Source organism: Streptomyces chryseus (assembly GCF_014650755.1).
GTDB classification, from domain to species: Bacteria; Actinomycetota; Actinomycetes; order Streptomycetales; family Streptomycetaceae; genus Streptomyces; species Streptomyces chryseus.
In genome coordinates, this window is the sequence record NZ_BMVO01000015.1 from 134,085 (window position 1) to 159,849 (window position 25,765).

15 protein-coding genes and 1 tRNA gene are annotated in these 25,765 nt (G+C 71.6%); 4 read left to right on the plus strand and 12 right to left on the minus strand.

Features of this window, described 5'->3' with window-relative positions; translation table 11 throughout:
* Positions 1 to 65: 65 nt before the first annotated feature.
* The 3 genes from IE185_RS22025 (at position 66) to IE185_RS22035 (ending at position 6,595) form a co-directional block, all read left to right on the plus strand.
* Positions 66 to 4,700, plus strand: coding sequence for an ATP-dependent helicase (locus tag IE185_RS22025; RefSeq protein WP_189715794.1), 4,635 nt, complete (start codon positions 66 to 68; stop codon positions 4,698 to 4,700).
* Between the two features lie 270 nt (positions 4,701 to 4,970).
* Positions 4,971 to 5,768: an Fpg/Nei family DNA glycosylase gene (locus tag IE185_RS22030; protein ID WP_189715797.1), complete on the plus strand. Its 798-nt coding sequence runs from the start codon at positions 4,971 to 4,973 to the stop codon at positions 5,766 to 5,768.
* A gap of 62 nt (positions 5,769 to 5,830) precedes the next feature.
* The gene (locus IE185_RS22035) at positions 5,831 to 6,595 is read left to right on the plus strand and encodes an SDR family NAD(P)-dependent oxidoreductase (RefSeq protein WP_138910008.1); all 765 of its coding nucleotides are present in this window, start codon (positions 5,831 to 5,833) and stop codon (positions 6,593 to 6,595) included.
* 178 nt (positions 6,596 to 6,773) lie between these two features.
* Here the strand turns inward: IE185_RS22035 and IE185_RS22040 are convergent, their stop codons facing one another.
* The 10 genes from IE185_RS22040 to IE185_RS22085 form a co-directional block, all read right to left on the minus strand.
* On the minus strand, positions 6,774 to 7,145 hold the full coding sequence (locus IE185_RS22040; protein WP_189715819.1) for a hypothetical protein: 372 nt from the start codon (positions 7,143 to 7,145) through the stop codon (positions 6,774 to 6,776).
* A 131-nt stretch (positions 7,146 to 7,276) separates the two neighbouring features.
* On the minus strand, positions 7,277 to 7,747 hold the full coding sequence (locus IE185_RS22045) for a Dps family protein (protein WP_138897093.1): 471 nt from the start codon (positions 7,745 to 7,747) through the stop codon (positions 7,277 to 7,279).
* A gap of 195 nt (positions 7,748 to 7,942) precedes the next feature.
* Complete coding sequence (locus IE185_RS22050) at positions 7,943 to 8,323, minus strand: helix-turn-helix domain-containing protein (protein ID WP_138897094.1); 381 nt, start codon at positions 8,321 to 8,323, stop codon at positions 7,943 to 7,945.
* A 109-nt stretch (positions 8,324 to 8,432) separates the two neighbouring features.
* Positions 8,433 to 8,981 carry a CinA family protein gene (locus IE185_RS22055; RefSeq protein WP_138897095.1) on the minus strand — a complete coding sequence of 183 codons (549 nt, stop codon included), beginning with the start codon at positions 8,979 to 8,981 and terminating at the stop codon, positions 8,433 to 8,435.
* A 77-nt stretch (positions 8,982 to 9,058) separates the two neighbouring features.
* On the minus strand, positions 9,059 to 9,712 hold the full coding sequence (gene pgsA / locus IE185_RS22060) for a CDP-diacylglycerol--glycerol-3-phosphate 3-phosphatidyltransferase (RefSeq protein ID WP_138897096.1): 654 nt from the start codon (positions 9,710 to 9,712) through the stop codon (positions 9,059 to 9,061).
* Complete coding sequence (gene rimO / locus IE185_RS22065; RefSeq protein WP_138897097.1) at positions 9,709 to 11,202, minus strand: 30S ribosomal protein S12 methylthiotransferase RimO; 1,494 nt, start codon at positions 11,200 to 11,202, stop codon at positions 9,709 to 9,711. The genes pgsA and rimO overlap by 4 nt, the downstream gene beginning before the upstream one ends.
* A gap of 124 nt (positions 11,203 to 11,326) precedes the next feature.
* Complete coding sequence (locus IE185_RS22070; RefSeq protein ID WP_138897098.1) at positions 11,327 to 12,148, minus strand: helix-turn-helix domain-containing protein; 822 nt, start codon at positions 12,146 to 12,148, stop codon at positions 11,327 to 11,329.
* 189 nt (positions 12,149 to 12,337) lie between these two features.
* Entirely contained in the window at positions 12,338 to 15,169 is a 2,832-nt protein-coding gene (locus IE185_RS22075) for a DNA translocase FtsK (RefSeq protein ID WP_138897099.1), read from the minus strand.
* A 131-nt stretch (positions 15,170 to 15,300) separates the two neighbouring features.
* Positions 15,301 to 15,987: a response regulator gene (locus IE185_RS22080; protein WP_189715799.1), complete on the minus strand. Its 687-nt coding sequence runs from the start codon at positions 15,985 to 15,987 to the stop codon at positions 15,301 to 15,303.
* Between the two features lie 243 nt (positions 15,988 to 16,230).
* The gene (locus IE185_RS22085; protein ID WP_189715801.1) at positions 16,231 to 21,786 is read right to left on the minus strand and encodes a HAMP domain-containing protein; all 5,556 of its coding nucleotides are present in this window, start codon (positions 21,784 to 21,786) and stop codon (positions 16,231 to 16,233) included.
* Positions 21,787 to 22,051: 265 nt separating this feature from the next.
* Between IE185_RS22085 and IE185_RS22090 the strand changes: the two genes are divergently transcribed.
* On the plus strand, positions 22,052 to 24,715 hold the full coding sequence (locus IE185_RS22090; protein WP_189715802.1) for a SpoIIE family protein phosphatase: 2,664 nt from the start codon (positions 22,052 to 22,054) through the stop codon (positions 24,713 to 24,715).
* 46 nt (positions 24,716 to 24,761) lie between these two features.
* On the opposite strand, the gene IE185_RS22095 is transcribed toward IE185_RS22090, so the two are convergent.
* Positions 24,762 to 24,834: transfer RNA gene (locus IE185_RS22095), tRNA-Thr, on the minus strand.
* A 99-nt stretch (positions 24,835 to 24,933) separates the two neighbouring features.
* A complete protein-coding gene (locus tag IE185_RS22100; protein ID WP_189715804.1) occupies positions 24,934 to 25,617 on the minus strand; it encodes a DegT/DnrJ/EryC1/StrS family aminotransferase in 684 nt (227 codons plus the stop codon).
* Positions 25,618 to 25,765 lie beyond the last annotated feature (148 nt).

Consider the following 25,765-nt stretch of genomic DNA (forward strand, 5'->3'; position numbering starts at 1 on the left):
CCCGCTGACCTGGGCGTCCATGTCCCGGACGCCCGTTGTCAGTGGTCGGGTGCACGATGGGGGACATGTCCAGGACTGCGCTCGACTCCTTCTCTCCCGCGACCCGCGGCTGGTTCACGGGGGCCTTCAGCGCGCCCACCGCGGCGCAGGAGGGCGCCTGGCGGGCGATCTCCGAGGGGTCGGACGTCCTGGTCGTGGCCCCGACCGGCTCCGGCAAGACCCTGGCCGCGTTTCTCGCCGCGCTCGACGGACTGGCGTCCGAACCGCCGCCCGCCGACCCGAGGAAGCGCTGCCGCGTGCTGTACGTGTCGCCGCTCAAGGCCCTCGCGGTCGACGTCGAGCGCAACCTCCGCAGCCCGCTCACGGGCATCCGCCAGGAGGCCGTGCGGCTGGGGCTGACCGAGCCCGACGTGCGCGTCGGCATCCGCTCGGGCGACACCCCGGCCAATGAACGGCGGTCGCTGGCGACGAAGCCGCCGGACATCCTCATCACCACCCCCGAGTCGCTGTTCCTGATGCTCACGTCCGCCGCCCGGGACGCCCTGGCCGGCATCGAGACGGTGATCCTCGACGAGGTGCACGCGGTCGCGGGGACCAAGCGCGGCGCGCACCTGGCCGTGTCGCTGGAGCGGCTCGACGAGTTGCTGCCCCGGCCCGCGCGCCGGATCGGGCTCTCGGCGACGGTGCGGCCGGTGGACGAGGTCGCCCGTTTCCTCTCCCCGCAGCGCCAGGCCGTGATCGTCCAGCCGCCCTCGGGCAAGGAGTTCGACCTGTCGGTGGTCGTGCCCGTGGAGGACCTCGGGGAGCTGGGCGGCGCCCCCGCCAAGGGCGACGACGCGGGCGGCAAGCCGTCGATCTGGCCGCACGTGGAGGAGCGCATCGCCGACCTCGTGCAGGCCCACCGCTCGACGATCGTGTTCGTGAACTCCCGCCGCCTCGCCGAGCGCCTGTGCAACCGGCTCAACGAGATCGCGTACGAACGGGCCACCGGCGAAGCGCTCCCCGACGACCACTCCCCCGCCGAGCTCATGGCACAGGCCGGGGCCGCCAAGGGGGCCCCCGCCGTGCTGGCCCGGGCACATCACGGCTCCGTGTCCAAGGAGCAGCGCGCCCAGGTCGAGGAGGACCTCAAGGCGGGGCGGCTGCCCGCCGTCGTCGCCACCTCCAGCCTGGAGCTCGGCATCGACATGGGCGCGGTGGACCTCGTCGTCCAGGTCGAGTCGCCGCCGTCCGTCGCCTCCGGTCTCCAGCGCGTCGGCCGCGCGGGCCACCAGGTCGGCGCGGTCTCCACCGGTGTCGTCTTCCCGAAGTACCGGGGCGACCTCGTCCAGTCGGCCGTCGTCACCGAGCGCATGCGCAGCGGTTCCATCGAGGCCCTGCGCGTCCCGGCGAACCCGCTCGACGTGCTGGCGCAGCAGCTCGTGGCGATGGTCGCGCTCGACACGTGGCAGGCCGACGATCTGCTCGCCGTCGTCCGCCGCGCGGCCCCCTTCGCCTCACTCCCGGAGTCCGCCTTCACGGCGGTCCTCGACATGCTGGCCGGCCGCTACCCCTCGGACGCCTTCGCCGAGCTCCGCCCCCGCGTCGTGTGGGACCGCATCGCCGGTACGGTCACGGGCCGGCCGGGGGCGCAGCGTCTCGCCGTCACCTCCGGCGGCACCATCCCCGACCGCGGCCTCTTCGGGGTCTTCCTGGCGGGATCCGACCCCAAGCGGGGCGGTGGCCGGGTGGGCGAGCTCGACGAGGAGATGGTCTACGAGTCCCGGGTGGGCGACGTCTTCACCCTCGGCACCACCTCGTGGCGCATCGAGGACATCACGCGCGACCGCGTGCTGGTCTCCCCCGCACCCGGTGTGCCGGGCCGGCTCCCCTTCTGGAAGGGCGACCAGCTCGGCCGCCCCCTCGAACTGGGCCGGGCCCTGGGCGCGTTCGTCCGCGAGGTCGGCTCCCTCACCCCGGAGGACGCCCGGCTGCGGCTGACCGCCGCCGGCCTGGACGCCTGGGCCGCCGAGAACGTCCTGTCGTACCTGGACGAACAGCGCCGCGCCGCCGGTCACGTCCCGGACGACCGGACCATCGTCGTGGAGCGGTTCCGCGACGAGCTGGGCGACTGGCGGGTCGTCATCCACTCCCCGTTCGGCGCCCAGGTGCACGCCCCCTGGGCGCTGGCGCTCGGCACCCGCCTTGCCGAGCGGTACGGCATGGACGCCCAGGTCATGCACGCCGACGACGGCATCGTGCTGCGCCTGCCCGACGCCGACCTGATGGGCTTCGACCTCCTCGACGACGAACCGGCCCGCCGGGGCACCGAGTTCGACAGCGACCAGGCGCCGCTCGGCGCGGCCGACGTCGCGTTCGACAAGGGCGAGGTCAACCAGATCGTCACCGACCAGGTCGGCGGCTCGGCGCTGTTCGCCGCCCGTTTCCGCGAGTGCGCCGCCCGCGCGCTGCTGCTGCCGCGCCGCAGCCCGGGCAAGCGCACCCCGCTGTGGCAGCAGCGCCAGCGCGCCTCCCAGTTGCTCCAGGTGGCCTCCGAGTTCGGCTCGTTCCCGATCGTCCTGGAGGCCGTGCGGGAGTGCCTCCAGGACGTGTTCGACGTACCGGGCCTCACCGAGCTCATGGGCGACATCGAATCCCGCCGCGTCCGGCTGGTCGAGGTCACCACCCCCGAGCCGTCCCCGTTCGCCCGCTCGCTCCTCTTCGGTTACGTCGCCCAGTTCCTGTACGAGGGCGACTCGCCCCTCGCCGAGCGGCGCGCCGCCGCGCTCTCCCTGGACTCCCGGCTCCTGGCCGAGCTGCTCGGTCAGGCGGAGCTGCGCGAACTGCTCGACGCGGACGTCCTGACCGAGCTGGAGCAGGAGCTCCAGTGGCTCACTGAGGACCGCCGTGTCAAGGACACGGAGGGCGTCGCCGACCTCCTGCGGATGCTGGGCCCGCTCACCGACGCGGAACTCGCGGCGCGCGGCGCGGAACCCGGGTGGGCCGAGGCGCTGTCGACGGCCCGCCGGGCCATCCGGGTCCGCATCGGGGGCGCCGACCACTGGGCGGCGGTCGAGGACGCCGGCAGGCTGCGCGACGCGCTGGGCACGGCGCTGCCCGTCGGTGTGCCCGAGGCGTTCACCGAGCCCGTCAAGGACCCGCTCGGCGACCTGCTGGCCCGCTTCGCCCGTACCCACGGGCCGTTCACGTCGGCCGCGGCCGCCGCCCGGTTCGGTCTGGGCGCGGCGGTCACCGACGGCGCGCTGCAACGCCTCACCGCGAGCGGCCGGATCGTGCAGGGCGAGTTCCACCCCGCCGGGATCGGCCAGGAGTGGTGCGACACCACGGTGCTGCGCCGCCTGCGCCGCCGGTCCCTGGCGGCCCTGCGCCAGGAGCTGGAGCCGGTCCCGCCGGCCGCGCTCGCCACGTTCCTTCCCCAGTGGCAGCACCTGGGCAGCAGCAGTCTGCGCGGCATCGACGGCCTGGTGCGCGCCGTCGAGCAGCTGCAGGGCGCGTCCGTCCCCGCGTCCGCGCTGGAGAAGCTGGTCCTCCCGTCCCGCGTCGTGGGGTACTCCCCCGCCATGCTCGACGAGCTCACCACGACCGGCGAGATCCTGTGGGCGGGCTCGGGCGCCCTGCCGGGCAAGGACGGCTGGGTGTCCCTCTACCTCGCCGACGCGGCGCCCCTGCTGCTCCCCCAGCCGCACCCCCTGGAGCTCACCGCGCTCCACGAGTCGGTCCTCACCACGCTCTCCGGTGGATACGGCCTCTTCTTCCGCCAGATCGCCGACCAGGTCCGCGCCACGACCCACCCCGACTGCACCGACCCGCAACTGGCCGACGCCCTGTGGGACCTGGCCTGGTCCGGCCGTCTCACCAACGACACCCTGGCACCGCTGCGCTCCCTGCTCGGCTCGGGCCGTACGGCGGGCTCCACCGCCCACCGCGCCAAGCGCACGGTCCCGCGCGGCCGGTACGGCGCCCTCAGCGCGGCCGCCCGCCCCGTCTCCCGCACCGGGCCGCCCACGGTCTCCGGCCGCTGGTCGTTGCTCCCCGGCCACGAACCCGACCCGACCCACCGCGCCCACGCGCTCGCCCGCACCCTGCTCGACCGGCACGGCGTGGTGACGCGCGGCGCGGTCGCGGCCGAAGGGGTCGAGGGCGGCTTCTCGGCGACGTACCGCATCCTCGCCGCGTTCGAGGACAGCGGGCAGGCGCGGCGCGGTTACGTCGTGGAGGGGCTGGGCGCCGCCCAGTTCGCGATGGACGGCGCGGTCGACCGCCTGCGCGCCGCCGCCACCGCACGCGAGCGCGCGGAATCCGACTCCCCGAACCGCGCGGTGGTCCTGGCCGCCGCCGATCCGGCCAACGCGTACGGCGCGGCCCTGCCCTGGCCGGAGCCGCCCTCCGACGCGGGCCACAAGCCGGGCCGCAAAGCCGGGGCCCTGGTCGTCCTCGTCGACGGGGAGCTGGCGCTCTACATGGAGCGCGGGGGCAAGACCCTGCTGGGCTGGCCCACCAGCCCGGACGATCCGTCGGCGTCCGACCCCCGCCTCACCGCCGCGGCGGAAGCCCTGGCGACGGCGGCCAGGCAGGGCGCCCTCGGCACGGTCACGGTGGAGCGCACCAACGGCACGCCAGCCCTGACCTCTCCCCTGGGCAAGACCCTGGAGGCAGCGGGTTTCCACCCCACCCCCCGAGGCCTCCGCCTGCGCCCATGACGGGCCCGCGTCCCCACCCCCCTGCCGTCCGCCGACCGGGATCGCCCCCGGCCCCGGGCCGGCGGTCGAGGACGCCCCGCGACCCCAGGGCCGAAAGGGGCCCGCACCCGCCCCGACGACCCTGCCTCACCACTCGCACCGCTGGTGCGACGCGAACGCGCCCCGACCGAGACGGGTCCCCCAAGCCCCCACCCACCCACCCACCCACCACACGATCGACCGCGCCGCCCAGACAACCCGCCCCCACCCGACCCACCGCATCATGGACCCATGCCCGAAGGAGACACCGTCTGGCAGGCCGCCCAGCGCCTGCACACCGCCCTGGCCGGGCACACCCTCACCCGCGCCGACCTCCGCGTCCCCCGTTTCGCCACCTCCGACCTGACCGGCCGCACCGTCCTGGACGTGACCCCGCGCGGCAAACACCTCCTCACCCGCGTCGAGGGCGGCCTCACGCTCCACTCCCACCTCGGCATGGAAGGCGCCTGGAAGATCTACGCCCCCACCGAACGGTGGCGCGGCGGCCCCACCCACCAGATCCGCGCCATCCTCGGCACCGAGGAGCGCACCGCGGTGGGCTACCGCCTTCCCGTACTCGAACTCCTGCGCACCCAGGACGAGGCCGAGGCCGTCGGCCACCTCGGCCCCGACCTCCTCGGCCCCGACTGGGACCCCGACGAGGCGCTCCGCCGGCTCCTCGCCACCCCCGAGCGCCCCCTCGGCGAGGCCCTCCTCGACCAGCGCAATCTCGCCGGTATCGGGAACGTCTACAAGTGCGAGCTGTGCTTCTACGCCCGGGTGACCCCCTGGCTGCCCATTGGCGAACTGCCCGCCCCCGAACGCCTGGTCGCCGCGGCCAAGCGCGTCCTGGAAGCCAACCGCGACCGCCCCCGCCGCCGCACCACCCTGCGCGAACGCGCCCCCACACCTCTCGCGTACGTGTACGGCCGCGCCGGCCGCCCCTGCCTGCGCTGCGGCACCACGATCCGCCACGCCGAACAGGGCGACCCCGGCCGCCTCCGCCCCACCTACTGGTGCCCCCACTGCCAGTCGGGCCCGACTCCCTGACCGGCATACCGCCACCCGCATGATAGTTGACGCCCCGTCAGATCCGGTCGTACCGTCCCCGCATGGCTCTCACGGCGTACGACCTCACCGGCCGCACCGCGCTCGTCACCGGCGCCGCGAGCGGCATCGGCCGGGCGAGCGCGCTCCTGCTCGCCGAAGCCGGCGCCACGGTCCACTGCGCGGACCGCGACGAGCCGGGCCTCCATGAGACCACCACCCTGATCACCAAGGCGGGCGGCACCGCTCGCCCGCACACCCTGGACGTCACCGACCGCCCCCGTCTCGCGGAGGCGGTGGCGGCAGCCGGCCGTGTCGACATCCTCGCGGCCGTCGCCGGGATCATGCACCACAGCACAGTCCTGGAGACCCGCGACGAGGATCTCGACCGCGTCCTCGCGGTCAATTTCAAGGGGGTGCTGTACGCCTGCCAGGAGGCGGCCCGCGCCATGATCGCCGCCGGGACCCCCGGCAGCATCGTCACCATGGCGTCGGGCGCGGTGGACGCGGCCCATGCCGGCCTGCTCTGCTACAGCACGGCCAAGGCCGCCGTCGTACAGCTCACCAGGACGCTCGCCACGGAACTGGGCCCCCACCGCATCCGCGTGAACGCCGTGGCGCCCGGCTGGGTCCGCACCCCCATGACCGACCGCCACGACGCGACGCTCCAGCACCGGACCGAGGCCGCCATGGCCGGGGCGTCACCGCTGGGGCGCGTGGGCGAGCCCGAGGACATCGCACACGCCGTACTGCACCTGGCGTCCGACGCCTCCGCCTTCACGACAGGCCAGATCCTCCGCCCCAACGGCGGCGTCCTGATGCCCTGGTAGCCCCCACGCCCCCACGCCCCCCGGCCCCCGACCCCCGGCCCCCGGCCCCCGGCCCCCGGCACAGCCCACCCCCCACCACAGGCCCACCCGCGCTCCGAACCCGCACCCCGGAACTCGCCCCCGTCCCGCATCCACCCCCTCGGTCCCCTCGCCCCAGCCACCCGCGCAACCACTCCCCCTACTCGCCCCGCCCTCTCCCCGGACCACCCCTGCGCCGCACCCCGGCCGCCCCCCGCCGCAGCGCCCGGACGCCCCCACGTCCGAGCGCCCGCGCGAGCCGGGCAGCGGCGCCATCCCCCGCCCCCCGCGCACGAGGAGCCCCGCGCCGGCGCCCCCCGTCCACCCCGGCCGCAGCCGCCGACACCGCGTGGACCGGCAGCAGGCTCAGCCCCCAACCGCCCGCCGCCACCGCACCCTCCACGACGCCCGCCCGCTCCGGCACCAGCACGAGCCGCAGCACGGCGCACCACCACACCGCACTGAGCACCAGCACCGGAATCAGCACCGGCACCAGGACCGGCCGGCGTCGCCAGAAGTCACGCCATGCCATGGCTGCCTCCTCCGACCGACGCTAGACGGGCCCCCGTACACGCCGGGAGGGCGCACCGGATGCACACCCCGGCGCACCCGCCCGCACCAGACACCGCACGCGCCCGCGCTCTGCGCCCCCGCTCGCCGCGCCTACTCGCTCTCGGCCTGGAACATCCACGCGTGCTTCTCGAGATCCGCCGTCAGCCCGATGATGATGTCCTGGCTCACCGGATCCGGATCGGCGGTCGCCTGGATCCGCTCCCGCATACGCCCGACCACGACACCGAGCGCGTCCACCAGGATCCGTACGGCGTCCACGTCCTTGATCCACCCCGACGGCACCTCCCGGATCGCCGTCGCCCGCGCCACGCTCGCGGACCGCCCGTCCGGATTGACGCCCAGCGCCGACGCCCGCTCCGCGACCGAGTCGGAGTGCAGCCTCGCCGTGCCGACGACCTCGTCGAGTTGCAGGTGTACCGACCGGAAGCGCGGTCCGATCACGTTCCAGTGAACCTGCTTGGCCACCAGCGACAGGTCCACGAGGTCCACGAGCGCGCCCTGCAGGGCCTCGCCCACCACCTTGAGATCCGCCTCGGGCAGGGTGCTCTTCACTACAGACATCCGTTTTCCTCCTCGGGGAACCGGCTCGCGCGGGGAACCAGCACGGTTCAGCCCCTCGCCGTCCCACCACCATGGCACAAATGCCCCAAAACGGTCACGTGAGGGCATGCGGGAGCCCCGGGGGTCTCCAGGACCCACCGGGGCTCTCCCACAAGCATCAGACCGCTGTCACCGCGGTCGCGGCAGCCACCGCGGTCAGGCGGCGACCACGTCCACCGCTTCCGCGGGTGCCTTGATCGTCACCCGCTCCGGTGGCACACCTGCCACCGACGTCACCGAAACGGAATTGAGCATCGGGCGTACCGGTGGACGCACCGGCTCGCTCGCAGCCGACACCGCCAGCTCAGCCAGCGACAACTCATCACTCACTTCGCGCATGAGCTCGGACATCCGTACATCGAGCGCGTCGCAGATAGCGGAGAGCAGTTCGGAGGAAGCCTCCTTCTGCCCCCGCTCCACCTCGGATAGATAGCCGAGTGAGACTCGGGCGGACGAGGAGACTTCGCGCAGAGTACGGCCCTGGCGCTGGCGCTGCCGACGCAGCACGTCACCAAGCAGGCGACGGAGCAGAATCATCGGTGGCTCCCTCCTCGGACCGCGTAGCCGCATCCTTCACGCCCCACCGTACCGCCTCGCGCTGCGGCCGTGCGGGGAGCGATGTCGTGTTCACTCAGGGCTGCAAACATCAATTCCCCCCGTTCTGTTCCGTATCCTGTGCCCGCGCATTCTCGTTCAGTTCGCCGGAGAGCAGGGTCAGTACGCTCCGCACACTCTCCATACGGATTACCGCCCGGTCCCCGTTCAACCTCAACCGGGTCACTTTCCCGGCTCCGTCCGGCCCCGCCACCGCCACGAACACCGTCCCGACGGGCTGCCCGTCCTGGGCGTCGGGCCCCGCGACCCCGGTGGTCGCGATGCCCCAGCCCGCATTGAGCACCCGCCGCACGCCTGCCGCCATCTGCCGCGCGACCTCGGCGTCCACGGCCCCGCGCTGCTCCAGAAGCGCCGCGTCTACCCCGAGCACGTCCCGCTTCAGCTCCGTCGCGTACGCCGTGACGGCTCCGCGGAAGGCTCGCGACGCCCCGGGCACGGCGGTCAGCTCCGCGGCCACCAGTCCTCCGGTGAGGGATTCGGCGACGGCGAGCGTCTCCCCCCGCCCGGCCAGCAGCTCCAGCACCTCAGCGGCGCCACCGGCGACCTGCGCCGCCTCCTGCGCCTCAGCCGCATCACTCACGCCTCGCACAGTCCCCAGAGCCTCAGCGGGGCACCTGGCGCCTCCGGCGCCCCTGGCGTCCTCCACCGTCCCGCCCGTCACCGCGACGACTCCGCCGCGATGCCGGCCCGCCGCAGCACGATCGCCTGGCGCACGTAGTCCAGCCCGGTCACCACCGTCAGCACGACCGCCGCCGCCATCACCCAGAACCGCAGTGTCGCGAGCGGCCCGGTGAGCGCCAGCACGTACATCCCGACCGCCACGCCCTGCATGAGCGTCTTCATCTTGCCGCCGCGGCTGGCCGGAATGACTCCGTGCCTGATCACCCAGAAGCGCAGCACGGTGATGCCCAGCTCCCGGAACAGAATGACGCCCGTGACCCACCAGGGCAGATCCCCGAGCGCCGACAGACACAGCAGCGCCGCGCCCATGATCGCCTTGTCGGCGATGGGGTCGGCGATCTTCCCGAAGTCGGTGACCAGATTGTACGTACGGGCGAGGTGCCCGTCGAAGATGTCGGTGATCATCGCGACGGCGAACGCCGCCCAGGCCCAGGCGCGCCAGGCCGGGTCGTACCCGCCGTCCTGGAGCATCAGCACCACGAAGCCGGGCACCAGCACCAGCCGCATCATGGTCAGGAGGTTGGCGACGTTCCACAGGCTGGCCTGATTGACGGCCGCAGCGCCCAGCTTGCCGCCGGGCGCCGGCTTCGCGCCGGTTCCACCGGCAGCGGATGCCGGGACTCCGGTCATCTGCCTGCCTCCTCGTCGGGGGTCTGGGGGTCGCCTCCCAGCAGTTCGCTGTACTCCGCCACCAGATCCACACCCTCGGTGGCGATCACCTTCGCGGCGACCATACGCCCCACGGACAGCCCCTCGGCCGAGGTGAACAGCACCTGGCCGTCCGTCTCGGGCGCCTGGTGCGCCGCGCGCCCGACCGCGCCGTCCTCACCGTCCACCGACTCGACGAGCACCTCGACCGTCTCCCCGAGCCGCTCCTCGGCCCGCTGGCTGGTGAGCTCGTCCGCGAGCCGCGAGATGTGCTCGAGCCGCTCGGCGATGACCTCGGCGTCCAGCTTGTTGTCGTACGTGACGGCCTCGGTGCCCTCCTCGTCGGAGTATCCGAATACGCCGATCGCATCCAGTCTCGCACCCGTGAGGAAACGCTCCAGCTCGCCGAGGTCCGCCTCGCTCTCGCCGGGGAACCCGACGATGAAGTTGGACCGCACACCGGCCTGCGGCGCCTTGGTGCGGATCGTCTCCAGCAGTTCGAGGAAGCGGTCGGTGTCGCCGAACCGCCGCATCGAGCGCAGCACACCGGCCGCCGAGTGCTGGAAGGACAGGTCGAAGTACGGCGCGACCTTCGGCGTGGACGTCAGTACGTCGATCAGCCCCGGCCGCATCTCGGCGGGCTGCAGGTAGCTGACCCGTACGCGCTCGATGCCGTCGACCTCGGCCAGCTCGGGCAGCAGCGTCTCCAGCAGCCGGATGTCGCCGAGGTCCTTGCCGTACGACGTGTTGTTCTCGGAGACCAGCATGATCTCCTTCACGCCCTGCTCGGCCAGCCAGCGCGTCTCGCCCAGTACGTCGGACGGGCGCCGCGAGATGAACGAGCCTCGGAACGACGGGATGGCGCAGAAGGAGCACCTGCGGTCGCACCCGGAGGCGAGCTTCACGGAGGCGACGGGGCTGGTCCCCAGCCGCTGGCGCAGCGGCGCGCGCGGTCCCGAGGCCGGCGCGAGGCCGCCGGGAAGGTCCTCGGGCGGCGTGTCCTGGGCGTGCCCGGGAAGCGCGACGTCGGGGGCGTCCTGGCGCTCGGCGGGGCTGATGGGCAGCAGTTTGCGCCGGTCACGCGGGGTGTGCGAGGCGTGGATGCCGCCGTTGAGGATGGTCTGGAGGCGGTCGGAGATGTCGGCGTAGTCGTCGAATCCGAGTACGCCGTCGGCCTCGGGCAGCGCTTCCTGGAGTTCCTTGCCGTACCGCTCGGCCATGCAGCCCACGGCGACGACGGCCTGGGTCTTGCCGTGATCCTTCAGATCGTTGGCTTCGAGCAGGGCGTCGACGGAGTCCTTCTTGGCGGCTTCGACGAATCCGCAGGTGTTGACGACGGCGACGTCCGCGTCCGAGGCGTCCTCGACGAGCTGCCAGCCGTCCGCTGCCAAGCGGCCTGCCAGCTCCTCCGAGTCCACCTCGTTACGGGCGCAGCCAAGAGTGACAAGGGCGACGGTGCGGCGTTCGGGCATGGACTCAAGACTACTTTGTCCCGGCGCGCGCCCCCGCCGCGAGGGTTGAGGGGGGCCGGTGGCCGTGGATGACGGTCCGGCCCCGGGCCTGTCCGGCCCTGCCCCGGGGCCGGAAGTCACCAGGTCAGCCGACCTCCGGGTCGCCCTTGGTGTACGTCAGCCGCTGGACCTGGCCGGCCTGGAACTCGTCGCCGACCTCCTTGCCGTTCACGAAGAGCTGCATCGCGCCGGCGTCACCCAGCACGAGGTCGATCTTCTCCTTGTCGGTGAAGGTCTTGGACTCGCCCTTGAGCAGCAGTCCGTCGAAGAGCAGGCGGCCGTTGTGGTCCTTCGCCGAGATCCAGCTCTTGCGGTCCTTGGCGGTGAGGGCGACCGTCACCTGGTCCTGCGGGACGGCCGCGATGGCGCTGTCCGACGGGTCGGGCTTGGGGTCGGCGGGCTTGGTCGGGGTGGGCTTGGCCGGCTTGGTCGTGGCGGGCGTGGAGCCCGCGACGTCCCGGGAGCCGCCGCTGCCGTCGGTGCCGTTGAAGAGCGTGAAACCGACGAAGCCGACGACGGCGACGATCGCGGCGACCATGGCCGCGGTCCAGTTGGGGCGGCGGGCCTCCGGGCGGATGCGTTCCGCCTCGAAGAGCGGCGCCGCGGGCGTGGGTGCGGGCCGTCCGCCGTGCTCGTCGTCGTACTGAGCGACCAGGGCGTCCGGATCGAGGCCCACGGCGCGCGCGAGCGTACGGATGTGGCCGCGTGCGTAGACGTCGCCTCCGCAGCGGCTGAAGTCGTCCTGCTCGATCGCGTGCACGATGGGGATGCGCACCCGGGTCGAACCGCTGACCTCGTCGACCGTCAGACCCGCGTCCACACGGGCCTGCTGGAGAGCGCGTCCGATCGAGGGCCGGTCGTCTTCGACTGAAGGCCGGTCGTCTTCGGGAGAGTTGCCGATGGACACGGGGGCGCCTTTCGAGCGTGAGCCACCTGCTGGGTGTTCAGTCTAGGGGGGGTACGAAAGCGTGAGGCAACCGGGAGGGCGGACTTTGTACGCCATCAGGACTGCCTGACAGGCTGATGGTGACACCATCTGTCTCCCCCTCCCCTCAACTGGACGTACGAACCGGGGAAACGGTTGCTCACCACTCTCTTACGGGTGAGAATCTCCTCGGATCATAGCGAGCATTTCATCCAATTCGTCCGGTTTGACGAGTACATCGCGCGCCTTCGATCCCTCACTCGGCCCCACGATGTTCCGCGACTCCATCAGATCCATCAGCCTGCCCGCCTTCGCGAAGCCGACACGCAGTTTCCGCTGGAGCATCGAGGTCGATCCGAACTGCGTGGACACCACGAGCTCGGCCGCCTGGCACAGCAGATCCAGGTCGTCACCGATATCCTCGTCGATCTCCTTCTTCTTCGCCGACCCGACGACCACGTCCTCCCGGAAGACCGGCGCCATCTGGTCCTTGCAGTGCTGGACGATCGCCGTGACCTCGTCCTCGGTGACGAAGGCGCCCTGCATACGGGTCGGCTTGTTCGCCCCCATCGGCAGGAAGAGGCCGTCGCCCTTGCCGATCAGCTTCTCGGCGCCCGGCTGGTCGAGGATGACCCGGCTGTCCGCGAGCGAGGAGGTCGCGAACGCGAGCCGTGAGGGCACGTTCGCCTTGATGAGACCGGTGACGACGTCCACGGAGGGCCGCTGGGTCGCGAGCACCAGATGAATCCCGGCGGCGCGGGCCAGCTGGGTGATGCGGACGATGGAGTCCTCCACGTCACGCGGCGCCACCATCATCAGGTCCGCCAGCTCGTCGACGATGACCAGCAGGTACGGGTACGGCGAGAGCTCCCGCTCGCTGCCCTCGGGCGGCTTGATCTTCCCGGTCCGCACGGCCTGGTTGAAGTCGTCGATGTGCCGGTAGCCGTACGCCGCCAGGTCGTCGTACCGCAGGTCCATCTCCCGCACGACCCACTGGAGCGCCTCGGCGGCTCGCTTGGGGTTGGTGATGATCGGGGTGATCAGGTGCGGGATGCCCTCGTACGCCGTCAGCTCGACGCGCTTCGGGTCGACCAGGACCATCCGCACGTCCTCGGGGGTCGCCCGGACCATGACCGAGGTGATCAGGCAGTTGATGCAGGACGACTTTCCTGATCCGGTGGCGCCCGCGACCAGGACGTGGGGCATCTTCGCCAGGTTGGCCATCACGTAGCCGCCCTCGACGTCCTTGCCGAGCGCGACGAGCATCGGATGGTCGTCCTCGGCCGCGTCCGCGAGGCGCAGCACGTCACCGAGGTTGACCATCTCGCGGTCGGTGTTGGGAATCTCGATGCCCACGGCGGACTTGCCGGGGATGGGGCTGATGATGCGCACGTCGGGACTGGCGACGGCGTACGCGATGTTCTTCGCGAGCGCGGTGATCCGCTCGACCTTGACGGCCGGCCCCAGTTCCACCTCGTACCGGGTCACCGTCGGGCCCCGGGTGAAGCCGGTGACGGCCGCGTCGACCTTGAACTCCGTGAAGACGGTCGTCAGCGAGGCGACTACGGCGTCGTTGGCGGCGCTGCGCGTCTTGCCCGGCCCGCCGCGCTCCAGCAGGTCCAGCGAGGGCAGGGAGTAGGTGATGTCCCCGGCGAGCTGGAGCTGCTCGGCGCGCGGCGGCAGCGGCTGGGACGCCTCGGGCGGCGCCTTGGTCAGATCCGCCACCTTCGCCCCGGACGCGGATCCCGAGCCGGAACCGGCCCCGGAACCCGATCCGGACAGGGGCGCGGGCACCGGTGTGCGTTCCGGCTTCCCGGCCCCCTCGCGCGCCGGCGGCACGGCGGCAGGGCGCTCGGTGGAGACCCCCTGCGTCAGATCGGCCACGAGCGCCGACGGCGGCAGCCCGTTCAGTACGGCGCCGTCCAGCGCGGCGGCGGCGGCCGCGGCCACGTCCACGGCGTCCAGGGCCCGTGCCCCGGACGCGGGCTGCGCGGCGGCCCTGCGGGGCCGGCGGCGCCGGGTGAGCGCCTCATCCTCCGCGAGGTCCTCGTCGTACGCGGCGGGAGCCGGGGCCCGGCGTGCGGGCGAGCGGCGCGCGCCGGCGGGAAGCGCCTCGCGCCACTGCTCGTCGTACCGCTCGTCGTCCTCGGATTCCTCGGAGTCCACGTAGTATCCCGGCGGCGCGGCGAGGATGCCCAGCATGATGCCGAGCTGCCGCAGCCGTTCGGGGACCGCGTTGACCGGTGTGGCGGTGACGACGAGCAGCCCGAAGACGGTGAGCAGGAGCAGGAGCGGTACGGCGAGGACGCTGCCCATGGTGAAGATCAGCGGCGTGGAGGCGGCCCAGCCGATCAGCCCGCCGGCGTCCTGAAGGCCCTCGATGCCGTCGCCGCGGGAGGGCGCTCCGCAGGCGACGTGGACCTGCCCGAGGACGCCGACGACGAGGGCGGAGAGCCCGATGACGATCCGGCCGTTGGCCTCCGGCTTCTCCGGATGCAGGATCAGCCGTACGGCGACGACGCCCAGCAGTATCGGCACCAGCAGGTCGAGCCGCCCGAAGGCGCCGGTCACCAGCATCTCGACGAGGTCGCCGACCGGCCCGCGCAGCTGCGCCCACGTACCGGCGGCGACGATCAGCGCGAGACCGAGCAGGAGCAGCGCGACACCGTCCTTGCGGTGGGCCGGGTCGAGGCCCTTCGCGCCCCGCCCTATGCCGCGGAACATCGCGCCCACACCGTGCGCGAGGCCGAGCCACAGGGCGCACACCAGCCGGAACACACCGCTGGTGGGCGACGGCGCCGTCTTGGCGGCGGGCCTGGCCGCCGCCCTCTTCGCGGGCGCCTTCTTCACCGGCGCCCTCTTCACGGGCGCGGCCTTCTTCGCCGCGACGGCGGACTTCTTGACGGGTGCCGCTTTCTTCGCGGCGCCGGTGGTACGCCCGGCGCGCGCCTTCGCGGTGCCCGCCGTGCCCTGGGAACCCTTGCCGGACGTACGTGAGGCCATGGTGGTGAGGTTACCGGTGCGGGACGCGACGGACACGTGTGCCCACCGCTTCACCCGTTCGTGTCGCGCCTCGGGAGGCAGAGAACTGACGCCACCTCACCGGGCCCGCAGCGACCGCCCGGTGCCCTCGTTCAGTGCTGTGACGGGAACGGGGGCGCCGCGCCGGTGGTTCCCGGTTCGAGCGCGTCGAGTGCCCGGCGCAGACCGGTGAGCTTGCGCTCCAGGTGCGCGGCCGTGGCCACGGCCGCGGCGTCCACGGACTCGTCGTCCAGCTGCTTGGACAGCGCCTCGGCCTGCTCCTCAACGGCGGCGAGCCGCGCGGAGAGTTCGGCGAGAAGACCAGCGGGCTCCTTCGCGTCGCCCACGGCACCCGCCTGGCCGCCGCCCTCCAGCTGGAGGCGCAGCAGCGCCGCCTGCTCACGCAGTTGGCAGTTCTTCATGTACAGCTCGACGAAGACCGAGACCTTGGCGCGCAGCACCCACGGGTCGAACGGCTTGGAGATGTAGTCCACCGCGCCGGCCGCGTAACCCCGGAAGGTGTGGTGCGGGCCGTGGTTGATGGCGGTGAGAAAGATGATCGGGATGTCCCGGGTCCGCTCTCGCCGCTTGATGTGCGCGGCGGTCTCGAAACCGTCCATCCCCGGCATCTGGACGTCCAGCAGGATGACCGCGAAATCGTCCGTCAGCAGCGCTTTGAGCGCTTCCTCCCCTGACGATGCCCGTACCAGTGTCTGATCGAGCGCAGAGAGGATGGCCTCCAGCGCCAACAGATTCTCCGGCCGGTCATCGACCAGGAGGATCTTGGCCTTCTGCACCATGGCCCGCCCTCCTCGCCCCGGCAGTGCACCGGGCGCCGCCCCAGGGGACGACTCTCTTGCGTCGCCCGTCCTTGTGCCGGTCATGGTAGCCGCACCCCGCCTGTCGCCACACCCTGTCACCGCGATGTCACTGTGCACGTAGGAGAAACGCGGTGGGAGACCAGAAGGTTCCCCGGATACCGCGCCCTCACACGCCTTCGGCCACAGTCGGTCAGCAACCCGCCGCTTTCCTCCAGCCTACGGTCACTCCCCACGCATCCATTGATCCATCACCGAGAGCAGATGGTCGGGATCGACCGGCTTCGTCACATAGTCGGAAGCTCCGGACTCGATGGCCTTCTCCCGGTCGCCCTTCATGGCCTTCGCCGTCAGCGCGATGATCGGCAGCCCCGAGAACTGCGGCATCCTGCGGATCGCCGTCGTCGTCGCGTAGCCGTCCATCTCCGGCATCATGATGTCCATCAGTACGACCGTCACATCGTCGTGCTGCTCCAGGACTTCGATGCCCTCCCGGCCGTTCTCCGCGTACAGCACGGACAGTCCGTGCTGCTCCAGGACGCTGGTGAGCGCGAAGACGTTACGGATGTCGTCGTCGACGATCAGCACCTTCTCCTGGGAGAACATGATCCCGCGGCGCGGCTGCGGCGTCGCCGCCTCCTGACCGCCCGAGGCCCACGACTCCTGCGCCGCTCCCGACGGCTCGCCGGCCTGACCGGACCGGGGATGACCAGCCTGGTCGGGCGCCCCCGGCTGATCCGCCGCCTGCCCCGGCAGCGCCGTCCACTGCTCCCCGCCGGCCACCGCCCTGCGCCGGCGCCGGAACAGCCCGGCGGGGCCGCCCTGCGGGTCCGAGGGCAGCCTGGCCGGCCCGTAGTCGGCCGGCGGCGCGGCATCGGCCGACCGGTCGTCGTCCGGGGCGCTCCCGCGCAGCGGCTCCATCGCGCCCGGCGTGAGCTGCGGGTAGCCCTGCGGCGGCAGTTCACTCGGGTGCAGCGGCAGGTAGAGCGTGAACGTCGAACCGCGGCCCGGCTCGCTCGCCGCGTGGATCTCGCCGCCCAGCAGCCTGGCGATCTCCCGGCTGATGGAAAGACCGAGGCCGGTGCCTCCGTACTTCCTGCTGGTCGTCCCGTCGGCCTGCTTGAACGCCTCGAAGATCACCCGCATCTTGCTGGCCGCGATCCCGATGCCGGTGTCGGTCACCGAGAAGGCGATCAGATCGGCGTCCACGTCACGCAGCGAACCGGCCTCCAGCAGCTGCTCACGGATGGCGTTCGGCACGTCGGTCTTCGCCGGCCGGATGACCAGCTCCACGGCCCCGCTGTCGGTGAACTTGACCGCGTTGGACAGCAGGTTGCGCAGGACCTGGAGCAGCCGCTGCTCGTCCGTGTGCAGCGTCGCGGGCAGCTCCGGGGACACCCGTACGGAGAAGTCCAGTCCCTTCTCCGCGGTGAGCGGCCGGAAGGTCGCCTCCACGTAGTCGACGAGCTGGACCAGCGCGATCCGCGTCGGGCTGACGTCCATCTTGCCCGCCTCGACCTTCGACAGGTCGAGGATGTCGTTGATCAGCTGCAGCAGGTCGGAGCCCGCCCCGTGGATCGTCTCCGCGAACTCCACCTGCTTCGGGGAGAGGTTCGCGTCCGCGTTGTCGGCGAGCAGCTTCGCGAGGATGAGCAGCGAGTTGAGCGGCGTACGCAGCTCGTGCGACATGTTCGCCAGGAACTCGGACTTGTAGCGCATCGAGACCGCGAGCTGCTCGGCGCGCTCCTCCAGGACCTGCCGGGCCTCCTCGATCTCGGTGTTCTTCACCTCGATGTCCCGGTTCTGCTGGGCCAGCAGCTCGGCCTTCTCCTCCAGTTCGGCGTTGGACTCCTGGAGGGCCTTCTGCCGGTTCTCCAGCTCCGCCGACCGCTCCCGCAGCTGCTCGGTCAGCTCCTGCGACTGCTCCAGCAGCACCTCGGTCTTCGTGTTGACGCTGATCGTGTTGACGCTCGTCGCGATCATCTCGGCGATCTGGTTGAGGAAGTCCTTCTGGATCTGGGTGAAGGGCTGGAACGACGCCAGCTCGATCACCCCGAGGACCTTCCCCTCGAAGAGCACCGGCAGCACGATCACATGCGCGGGCGGCGCCTCGCCGAGACCGGAGGAGATCTTCAGATAGCCCGGCGGCACGTTGTCCACCAGGATCGTGCGCTTCTCCTCCGCCGCCGTGCCGATGAGCGTCTCACCGGGCTTGAAGGACGTCGGCATGGAGCCCGCCGAGTATCCGTAGCTGCCGCGCATGCGCAGCTCGTACGGGCTGTCCTCGTCCGCGCCCACCTCGCTCGTGCCGCGCGTCGTCAGCGCCAGGAAGAACGCGCCGTGCTGGGCCGAGACGACCGGGGTCAGCTCGCTCATGATCAGCGAGGCCACGTCGTCGAGATCGCGGCGGCCCTGCATCAGACCCGAGATACGGGCCAGGTTGCCCTTGAGCCAGTCCTGTTCCTTGTTGGCGAGGGTGGTGTCGCGCAGGTTGGCGATCATCGTGTTGATGTTGTCCTGGAGGACCTGGATCTCGCCCGCGGCATCGACGTCGATCTTCAGGTTGAGGTCGCCGCGGGTCACCGCGGTGGCCACGGCCGCGATGGCGCGCACCTGCCGGGTCAGGTTCCCGGCCATCTCGTTCACGGACTCCGTCAGGTCGCGCCAGGTGCCGTCCACGTCGCGTACGCGCGCCTGGCCGCCCAGGATGCCCTCGGTGCCCACCTCGCGGGCCACCCGCGTCACCTGGTCGGCGAACGAGGAGAGCTGGTCGACCATCGTGTTGATGGTCGTCTTGAGCTCCAGGATCTCGCCGCGCGCGTCGATGTCGATCTTCTTGGTCAGGTCGCCCTTGGCGATGGCCGTGGTGACCATCGCGATCTGGCGGACCTGGCCGGTCAGGTTGGACGCCATCGAGTTCACCGACTCGGTGAGGTCCTTCCACGTACCGGAGACGCCGGGGACGCGCGCCTGGCCGCCCAGTTCGCCTTCCGTACCCACCTCGCGGGCCACGCGTGTGACCTCGTCGGCGAACGACGACAGCGTCGTCACCATGGTGTTGACGGTGTCGGCGAGCTGCGCGACCTCGCCGCGCGCCTCGACCGTCACCTTCTTCGTCAGGTCGCCGTTGGCGACCGCCGCCGACACCTGCGAGATGTTCCGCACCTGGGACGTCAGGTTGTTGGCCATCAGGTTGACGTTGTCGCTGAGGTCCTTCCAGATGCCGGTGACGCCGCGTACGCGCGCCTGGCCGCCCAGGATGCCCTCGGTGCCCACCTCACGCGCGACCCTCGTCACCTCGTCGGCGAACGACGACAGCTGGTCGACCATCGTGTTGACGGTGGTCACCAGCTCCAGGATCTCGCCCTTGGCGTCGACCGTGATCTTCTTCGACAGGTCGCCCTTGGCGACCGCCGTCGTGACCTCGGCGATGTTGCGCACCTGCGACGTCAGGTTGTTCGCCATGGAGTTGACGGACTGGGTGAGGTCCTTCCACGTACCGCTGACGCCCTGCACCTCGGCCTGGCCGCCCAGCATGCCCTCGGTGCCCACCTCGCGGGCCACCCGGGTCACCTGCTCGGCGAAGTTCGACAGCTGGTCCACCATCGTGTTGAGGGTGTTCTTCAGCTCCAGGATCTCGCCGCGCGCGTCCACGTCGATCTTCTGCGACAGGTCGCCGCGCGCCACCGCCGTCGCGACCTGGGCGATGTTGCGGACCTGGGCGGTGAGGTTGCCGGCCATGCCGTTCACCGAGTCGGTCAGGTCGCGCCACACACCGGCCACACCCGGCACCTGCGCCTGGCCTCCGAGCCGGCCGTCCGTACCCACCTCGCGGGCCACCCGCGTCACCTGGTCGGCGAAGGAGGAGAGCTGGTCGACCATCGTGTTGATGGTGTTCTTCAGCTCCAGGATCTCGCCGCGCGCGTCCACGTCGATCTTCTGCGACAGGTCGCCGCGCGCCACCGCCGTCGTCACCTGGGCGATCTGCCGCACCTGCGACGTCAGGTTCCCCGCCATGAAGTTGACGGAGTCGGTGAGTTCCTTCCACGTACCGCTGACGCCGTCCACCCGCGCCTGACCGCCGAGGCGGCCCTCCGTACCCACGTCCCGCGCCATCCGCGTCACCTGGTCGGCGAACGACGACAGCTGGTCGACCATCGTGTTCACGGTGTTCTTCAGTTCCAGCATCTCGCCGGAGACGTCCACCGTGACCTTCTGCGACAGATCGCCGTTGGCGACCGCCGTCGTGACCTGCGCGATGTTGCGCACCTGTCCGGTCAGGTTGCGGAAGGCCGTGTTGACGGAGTCCGTCAGGTCCTTCCACGTGCCCGCCGCCCCCGGCACCTGCGCCTGACCGCCCAGCAGACCCTCGACGCCGACCTCTCGCGCCACGCGTGTCACTTCGGAACCGAAGGACTGGAGCTGGTCCACCATCGTGTTGACGGTGTTCTTCAGCTCCAGCATCTCGCCCGCGACGTCGACGGTGACCTTCTGCGTCATGTCACCGTTGGCCACCGCCGTCGTGACCTGCGCGATGTCCCGCACCTGCGTCGTGAGGTTCCGGAAGACCGTGTTGACGGAGTCCGTCAGGTCCTTCCACGTGCCCGCCGCCCCCGGCACCTGCGCCTGACCGCCGAGCAGACCCTCGCCACCGACCTCGCTCGCCACCCGCGTGACCTCGTCGGCGAACGTACGCAGCGTCTCGGTCATCTGGTTGATCGTCTCGGCGAGCTGCGCGACCTCGCCGCGCGCGCTCACGGTGACCTTCCGCGACAGATCACCGTTGGCGACCGCCGTGGTCACCTCCGCGATCCCCCGCACCTGGGCGGTCAGGTTCCCCGCCATCAGGTTGACCGAGTCCGTCAGGTCCTTCCAGACGCCCGCCACCCCGGGCACCTGCGCCTGGCCGCCCAGCTCGCCCTCCGTACCGACCTCGCGCGCCACACGGGTCACCTCGGAGGAGAACGACGACAGCTGGTCGACCATCGTGTTGACGGTGTTCTTCAGCTGGAGCATCTCGCCGGCCACATGCACGGTGACCTTGCGTGACAGATCACCCTTGGCGACCGCCGTCGTGACGAGAGCAATGTCACGGACCTGAGCGGTGAGCCGGTACGCCATGGTGTTGACGGAATCCGTCAGATCCTTCCAGGACCCGGACATACCGCGCACCTGGGCCTGACCACCCAGTTTGCCCTCGGTACCCACTTCGAGGGCGACCCGCGTCACCTCGTCCGTGAACGCCGACAACTGGTCGACCAGGTTGTTGACCGTACGACCGACCTTCAGGAACTCGCCCCGCAGCGGATGCCCCGCGCCCTCCGCACCCTCGGCGCTCAGCGACCGCAGTTCCATCCGCTGGTCCAGGTCGCCGTCGGCCACCGCGGACAGCACCCGGCCGACCTCGGAAACCGGCCGCGCCAAGTCGTCGACCAGCGCGTTCGACGCGTCGATCGCGGTCGCCCAGGAGCCCTCGCAGGCCCCCGTCTCCAGCCTCTCGGCCAGCTTCCCCTCACGTCCGACCATGCGCCGCACCCGGGCGATCTCACCGGTCAGATGCAGATTGCGGTCGGCGACCTCGTTGAAGACGGCGGCGATCTCGGCCATCACCCCGTCGCCCGACACCGTCAGGCGTTTACGGAAATTGCCGTCCCGCATCGTCACAAGGGCCTGCAGCAGCCTGTTCAGGGCCGCTGTGTCCACTTCGGTTGTCCCATTGTTCCGGGACCGTCCGCCTTTTGCGCGCGTGCTGGTGCTCCGCGCGGCTGCGCCAGACTCCACCGTGTCCCTCCCGCAGGGGTCGACCGTACTCATCGGGCTTCGCCCGAAGCCTTCCCAGTGTTTCACCATGGCCGAACGAGGCCATAACAGTTCGGCAGCTTCGCACACCCCTCCCCGGACTCCGGGGGCGGAAACACTGGTGACCGGCATCCGCTCGGACATGGAAGGTAAGTAACCTGGCTTACGGCTGTCCAGCCGCCCCGGTCCGCCCGGCGGGGGCGGTGACGCGAGATCCATCACCGGGCACCGGAGGGGCGGGCCGATCATGGCAGAGCCGGGCGTCGAGACGCGTACGAGGAGTTCTGTGATCACCGCGCGGGCGGCTGCCAGCTTCGACCCTGTGGGACGGTCGGTCGCGACCGCCCGCGCCTTTGTCAGGGACACACTCCAGGGCTGGGGTTACACGGACATCGTGGACGACGCCGTCGTCCTCACCAGCGAACTCGTGACGAACGCGGTGGTGCACGCCGGCACCACCGCCGACGTGCTCTGTCTGCGTACGGACGAGGGCGTCCGCGTCGAGGTCGGCGACCGCTACCCCGAGCGCGACGTCCCGCTCCAGGGAACGGCCCAGTCCTTCGGCAGCCCCGACCGCGAAGGCGGACGCGGCCTCCTGCTGTGCGCGGCCCTCGCCTCCCGCTGGGGAGTCGACTACGCGCCCACCCACAAGCACGTCTGGTTCCAGCTCGACCTCCCCGCACGCCCGGTCGGCATCCGCTCGGCCGGCCCCGTCCTCCCCGTCGAACACCTCCCGGTCGCCGACGGCCGCGTCCGCGTCGCCGTCGTCCAGATCGACCGCTCCGGCGCCATCAACGCCTGGAACGAGGACGCGGAGGAGCTCTTCGGGTACGACGCCGACCAGGTCACCGGCAAGCAGCTCACCGACTTCGCCGCCTGGCCGCACACCCCCGGCATCGCCACCGGCATCGCGGACGCGCTCCAGCTCTCCCGCTGGGAGGGCAGCTACGGCGTCCGCGCCGCCGACGGCCGCACGGTCCCCGTCTACGCCTCCCACCTGCGCGTACGGGACACCTCCGGCGAGCCCTCGACCGTCTGCCTCCTCGTACGCGACTTCGAGCGCGCGGTCCTGCAGTCCCCCCAGCGCACCCCCGGCGACACCGCCAAGGGCTCGCTCTCCGAGGGCCGCACCACGGACCCCTTCGAGGTCTTCATCGGCTCCCCCGCCCCCGACGACCTCGACGGGCTCCTCCAGCGCACCGTCGAGCGCTCCCGCGACATGCTGGACGCCGACTCCGCGTTCCTGCTGCTCGCCACCGACGACGAGACCGAGCTGGAGGTACGGGCCACCACCGGCCTCCCCTCCGCCCGCCAGCGATTCGCCCGCGTCCCCGTCGAGGCCGGCACGGGCCGCTACGGCTCCGCCCGCATGCCCGCCGTCCACGACGACCTCACAGCCGTCCCGGGAGCAGTCCCCCTCCTCAACGGCACCGGCATGCGCTCCGTCGTCACCGTCCCCCTCAAGGTCGAGGGCCGCCTTACCGGCTCCCTCGGCGTCGCCGCCGAGGCCCCCGGCCGCTACTCGAACGAAGAGGCCCTGCGCCTGCAGTTCGCCGCCGACCGCATCGCACTCGCCGTCGAGTCCGCCCGTCTGGGCGAGCTGGAACGCCTGCGCCGCGGCTCGCTCTCCTTCCTCGTCGAAGCCTCCGACCTCCTCGCCGGTACGCTCGACCGCGACCAGACCCTGGCCCTCATGGCGCAGATGACGGTCCCCACGCTGGCCACCTGGTGCGCCGTCTACACGATCGCCGACCAGTCCTCCGAGCCCTACCTCTCGTTCGTCCTCCACGAGGACGAGGAGCGCATCGACGGCCTCAAGGCCCTCCTCTCCAAGATCGACCCGCCGGAGCCCGTCCCCGCCCCCGGAGCCCGCGTCTGGAACGCCCCCGCCGAAGCCGCCCACCAGGCAGCGCTCCGCACCTCCATGCGCAGCCTCGGCCTCGGCTCCACCCCGCACGTCGGCTCGGGCATCGGCACCACGCTCGCCACAGCCGCGGCGGTCGGCGGCGAGACCGTCGTCCTGCCCCTGGTCGCCCGCAACCGCGTCATCGGCATGCTGACGCTCGGCAAGCCCACCGACGACCACTTCCGCCAGGAGATCCTCGAACTCGCCGAGGACCTCTCCCGCCGCGCCGCCCTCGCCCTGGACAATTCGCGGCTGTACTCCGAGCGCATGGCCATCAGCCAGTCCCTCCAGCGCAGCCTCCTCCCCCCGGAACTCCCCCACGTCCCCAACGTGGAGGTGGAGGTCATCTACCGGGCCGCAGGAGAGGGCAACGAGGTCGGCGGCGACTTCTACGACCTGTTCCCCATCCGCGACGGCGCGTACGGCTTCGCCATCGGCGACGTCTGCGGTACGGGCCCCGAGGCGGCCGCCGTCACCGGTCTCGCCCGCCACGCCCTGCGCCTCCTCGCCCGCGAAGGCTTCGGCGGCCCCGCAGTCCTGGAGCGCCTCAACGCGGCCATCCTCGACGAGGGCGCCCGCAGCCGCTTCCTGACGCTCCTGTACGGCGAGCTGTGGCCCCAGGAGGACGGCGGCGCCATCCTGAAGGTCGTCTGCGCCGGTCACCCCCTCCCGCTGCGCCTGCGCCCGGACGGCTCGGTCGAACCGGCCGCCGAACCGCAGCCGTTGCTCGGTGTCATGGAGGACCTGGAGCTGTACGAGCAGACCGTCACCCTCGACCCCGGCGACGTACTCCTGTGCGTCACCGACGGCGTCACCGAGCGCCGCGAGGGCACCCGCATGCTCGGCGACGACGGCCTGGCCGACGTCCTGGCCACCTGCACGGGCCTGACGGCCGGCGCGGTCGCCGCCCGCATCCTGCGCGCCGTGGAACGCTTCGCAGCCGAACCGGCCTCCGACGACATGGCCATCCTCGCCATGCGCGTACCGATGCCCCACCACCCGTAGAAACGCGAAAGGCCCCCGCCAACCGGCGGGGGCCTTTCGTGTGTTGAGCCCCAATACGGAATCGAACCGTAGACCTTCTCCTTACCATGGAGACGCTCTACCGACTGAGCTATTGGGGCCTTCGCTGCGCTGCGGCAACGAGGTAGATCCTACCCGAACATCAGCCGTGCTCCGAACCCGCCGCTCCCCTCGCGTACGTCACCCTTCAAACAAACTCGCTAGAAGGCGGGTTGCAGCAGCCCGCCGAGCGCGTTGCACGCGGCGACGACACGTTGCAGGTCACGACGGGACAGCGGGTGGCCGACAGGCAGGGCGAGCGTCTCGTCGGCGGCCCGCTCGGTCTCGGGCAGACAGACCGCCCGCTGGAACGCGGGCAGCCGGTGCACCGGCGTCTTCACCGGTACCTGGCAGTCGACCCCCTTGCGCCGCACAGCACGCGCGAAGGCGTCACGGTCGGGCCGCCCATTCCCGGGCACCCGCACGACGTACTGCTGGTACGTGTGCCCCACACAGTCCTCCGGGGTCCGCACCCCGGTGAGCCGCCGGTTCAAGTAGGCCGCGTGGACCTGCCGTTGAGCGAGGACGCTCGGCTCGCGGGAGTCGTCCTCCTCCCGGTGCTCCACCACGAGAAGGCCCCGCCGCTGTCCGAGCTCCCGCACGGACCGCACGCCGGCCAGGTACCCGAACCGCGATACGGCGACGACCGCCGCCGTACGCGTCGTGACGGCGGCTTCCACAGCGGCGGCGTCGAGGCAGTACGTGGCGCCGTCGATGTCGGCGAACACCGGCATGGCCCCGACGGCGAGCACGGCCTCGGCCACCTCGGCGTTCCCGTAGGCCGGCACGATGACCTCGTCACCGATGCCAACACCCGCGGACTTCAGCATTCCGATCGTCCCCATGCCTGGGATGCTCGTCCTACAACGTGAACACCAAGTGACCGGGCACAAAAAAACGCTGGTCCCCGAACCGAAGTTCAGGGACCAGCGTTGAATGATTGTTCGGCGGCGTCCTACTCTCCCACAGGGTCCCCCCTGCAGTACCATCGGC

Bases quoted from the DNA above. Each gene is read 5' to 3' on its own strand.
- IE185_RS22025 (WP_189715794.1), top strand. From the start codon at position 66: ATGTCCAGGACTGCGCTCGACTCCTTCTCTCCCGCGACCCGCGGCTGG.
- IE185_RS22030 (WP_189715797.1), top strand. From the start codon at position 4,971: ATGCCCGAAGGAGACACCGTCTGGCAGGCCGCCCAGCGCCTGCACACC.
- IE185_RS22035 (WP_138910008.1), top strand. From the start codon at position 5,831: ATGGCTCTCACGGCGTACGACCTCACCGGCCGCACCGCGCTCGTCACC.
- IE185_RS22040 (WP_189715819.1), bottom strand. From the start codon at position 7,145: ATGGCATGGCGTGACTTCTGGCGACGCCGGCCGGTCCTGGTGCCGGTG.
- IE185_RS22045 (WP_138897093.1), bottom strand. From the start codon at position 7,747: ATGTCTGTAGTGAAGAGCACCCTGCCCGAGGCGGATCTCAAGGTGGTG.
- IE185_RS22050 (WP_138897094.1), bottom strand. From the start codon at position 8,323: ATGATTCTGCTCCGTCGCCTGCTTGGTGACGTGCTGCGTCGGCAGCGC.
- pgsA (WP_138897096.1), bottom strand. From the start codon at position 9,712: ATGACCGGAGTCCCGGCATCCGCTGCCGGTGGAACCGGCGCGAAGCCG.
- rimO (WP_138897097.1), bottom strand. From the start codon at position 11,202: ATGCCCGAACGCCGCACCGTCGCCCTTGTCACTCTTGGCTGCGCCCGT.
- IE185_RS22075 (WP_138897099.1), bottom strand. From the start codon at position 15,169: ATGGCCTCACGTACGTCCGGCAAGGGTTCCCAGGGCACGGCGGGCACC.
- IE185_RS22080 (WP_189715799.1), bottom strand. From the start codon at position 15,987: ATGGTGCAGAAGGCCAAGATCCTCCTGGTCGATGACCGGCCGGAGAAT.
- IE185_RS22090 (WP_189715802.1), top strand. From the start codon at position 22,052: ATGGCAGAGCCGGGCGTCGAGACGCGTACGAGGAGTTCTGTGATCACC.
- IE185_RS22100 (WP_189715804.1), bottom strand. From the start codon at position 25,617: ATGGGGACGATCGGAATGCTGAAGTCCGCGGGTGTTGGCATCGGTGAC.